General features: G+C 70.9%; 3 protein-coding genes. All 3 read right to left on the bottom strand.

Annotated features, from left to right (window positions below; all coding sequences use genetic code 11):
- On the bottom strand, positions 1-1,184 hold a 1,184-nt coding region (locus H0W38_RS20360), incomplete at its 3' end, for a hybrid sensor histidine kinase/response regulator (protein WP_292457608.1).
- Positions 1,130-2,251: a PAS domain-containing protein gene (locus H0W38_RS20355; RefSeq protein WP_292457605.1), complete on the bottom strand. Its 1,122-nt coding sequence runs from the start codon at positions 2,249-2,251 to the stop codon at positions 1,130-1,132. The genes H0W38_RS20360 and H0W38_RS20355, both read right to left, overlap by 55 nt.
- A gap of 175 nt (positions 2,252-2,426) precedes the next feature.
- The coding region (locus tag H0W38_RS20350; RefSeq protein ID WP_292457603.1) for a sensor histidine kinase KdpD at positions 2,427-2,819 on the bottom strand (393 nt) is incomplete at its 5' end.

The following is a 2,819-nucleotide window of genomic DNA, read 5'->3' as shown; positions in this document are numbered from 1 at the left end:
GAGAGCAGGATCACCGGCACGCCCTCGGTGCGCGCGTCGGCACGCAACGCTCGCAGGAGCTCGAAGCCGCTCAGCCGCGGCATCATCACGTCGCTCAGCACCAGCTCGGGCCGCTCGGTGCGCGCCAGCGCCAGCGCCGCGGCGCCATCGGGCGCGACGATCACGCGGTGGTGGGCCGAGAGCAGGCGGCGCAGGTAGCCGCGCATGTCGGCGTTGTCGTCGGCCACGAGCACGAGCGGCCGGGTGTCGGCCGCGGCTGCCTCCGCGCCCGGGGCATCGTCCGCGTCCGTGGCCTCGAGCAGCGAGGCGGCCGCCGACGCTGCGGTGGCGGTCCGGACCGTGCCGCTCGCAGCGTCCAGCGAACCCCAGGCGGTGTCGCGTATTTCCTGCGGCTCACCGTCGATGTAGACGTCGGCATCGAGCGCGCTCTCGCGCGGCAGCGCCGCAGCGGCAACGAGCTCCGGCGGAAGATGCGCATGCCCGAGCGGGACCGAGACCGCGAAGCGGCTGCCCTGCCCGGTCCGGCTGTGCGCCGCCACCTCGCCGCCGTGCAGGCGCACGAGGTCGTGCACGAGGGCCAGGCCGATGCCGCTGCCTTCGATGCTGCGGCCCTGGGCGCCGTCGACCCGGTAGAAGCGCTCGAACAGGTGCGGCAGCGCCGCATCCGGTATGCCGGTGCCGGTGTCGCTGACGCTCAGGTAGGCCGACTCGGCATCGGCCCGCAGCGTCACGCGCACTTCGCCTTCGAAGGTGAACTTGAAGGCGTTGCTGAGCAGATTGAGAACGATCTTTTCCCACAGGCTGCGATCGACGAACACCGACTCGGCCAGCGGCGGGCAGTCGATGACGAAACCGAGCCCGGCGCGCTCCATCGCCGAGCGGAACACGCTGGCCAGATCGATGGTCAGCGCAGCCAGGTCCAAAGGCTCGAAGCGAGCCTGCAGCCGGCCGGCCTCGATGCGCGAGAAATCGAGCAGCGTGTTGACCAGCCGCAGCAGCCGCTGGCCGTTGCGTTGCGCGAGCTGCAACTGTGCGTGCGCCTCGGCCGGATCGGCGCCCGCCGGCCCGGCGGCCAGCAACTCGTCGATCGGCGAGAGCATCAGCGTGAGCGGCGTGCGCAACTCGTGGCTCACGTTGGAGAAGAACACGGTCTTGGCCCGGTCGAGTTCGGCCAGGGCCTGCACGCGCCGCTTTTCCTCGGCGTAGGCGCGCGCATCGGAGACGGCGTGCCGAGCTGGGTGGCGACGAGGTCGAGGAAGCGCCGGTAGCCGGCATCGAGCGGCAGCAGCGGGCTCACACCGGCCACCAGGAAGCCGGCCGGCCGCTCGTTCGCACCGGGCCGCGTGAACGGCAGCACCAACGCCTGCGTGATCGGCTCCGGCCAAGGCCCGGCCACCAGGCCCGGGTGACGTTCGGCGAGGTCGTCCAACGTGCAGGCGGCGCCGGTGCGCGCCACCGCATTCAAGGGCCACGCCGCTGCAGTGCCCTGCCGCCCGGATGCCACCGCGGCCTGCTCGCCGGCATCGCCTCCCACCAGCGACACCTGCAAGGGGGCGGCGCTCGCTCCGGCAGGCAAGCCGGTCTGCGCAACGAGGCGCGCGACGGGCGCATCGTCGTCCAGCAGATACAGCAACGTGAAGGGCAGATCCTCGGCATCGCCGGCCAGCGACGCGGCGGCCTGCTCGCAAGCCTGCTCCGTATCCTGCGCCGACAAGGTGGCGCTGGCGAGCGTGGCCAGCAGCGCCAGCCGTCGCTCGGCGATAGTGCGCTCGGTGACCTCGGACACGACGCACAGCATCCCGGCCACCCGGCCGGCATCGTCGTAGACGGGGCTGTAGGAAAAGCTGTGGTACGTCTCCTCGACGAAGCCGCTGCGCTGCAGGAAGAGCTGCAGGCCTTCGTCCCAGGTGGCGGTGCCGCTGTCGAGTACTTGCTCGATGCGGGGGCCGATCTCGGGCCAGATCTCGGCCCACACGGTGCGCGCTGGCGCGCCGAGGAAGCCGGTCTTGAGACCGAGCGTGGGCCGGTAGGCATCGTTGCAGAAGAAGCTGAGCTCGGGGCCCCAGGCCATCCACATCGCGTAGCGCGAATCGAGCAGCACGCGCACGACGGTGCGCAGGCTTTGCGGCCAGGTGTGCACCGGGCCGACCGCCGTGCGCGACCAGTCGCACTCACGCATGAGCCCGCCCATCTGCCCGCCACCGAACAGAGCCGCCTGGGCCGCCGCACCGTCGTCGAAGCGTTCGTTCAACTCAAGTCATCCGCGTGACCCGCACGGCGCCGACTGCGGCCGTTTCTCGGGAAGCTCGAAGTCAAACTTTGCGCCTCGAGGGCTCAGCGGCCTGCCTGCCCGGGTCGGACAGGTCTGGCGTCCTCCCAGCGAATGGCGCCGGCAGGCAGTGGCGCCCTACGGCAGGCCGGCGGCGTCAAACAGGCGTGGGCGCGGACTGCACAAGCGGCAGGCGCACGGTGAACACACTGCCGTTGCCGCGGCCTTCGCTGTACACCGAGACGATGCCGTGGTGCGCTGCGACGAGGCTCTTCACCAGTGCCAACCCGATGCCCAGGCCACCGCTGGCCGATGAAGCGGTGCGCGACTCCTGCGTGAAGAGCTCGAAGATGCGCGGCAGCATGTCGGTGGCAATGCCCTGGCCGGTGTCTTCGACGCGGATCACCGCGGCGTCCGCTTCGACGGTGGCCTTGATCCAGACCTGCCCGCCGGGCGCGGTGTACTTGATCGCGTTGTTGAGCAGGTTGACGATGATCTGCTCGAAGCGCGACGGGTCGGCCTCCATGACGATGGGCACCGGCGGCAACAG

This window comes from Methylibium sp., from assembly GCF_013817365.1.
Taxonomy (GTDB): domain Bacteria; phylum Pseudomonadota; class Gammaproteobacteria; order Burkholderiales; family Burkholderiaceae_C; genus Methylibium.
Note: the sequence above shows the minus strand (reverse complement) of the source record. Positions and strands in the feature narration are given on the sequence as shown.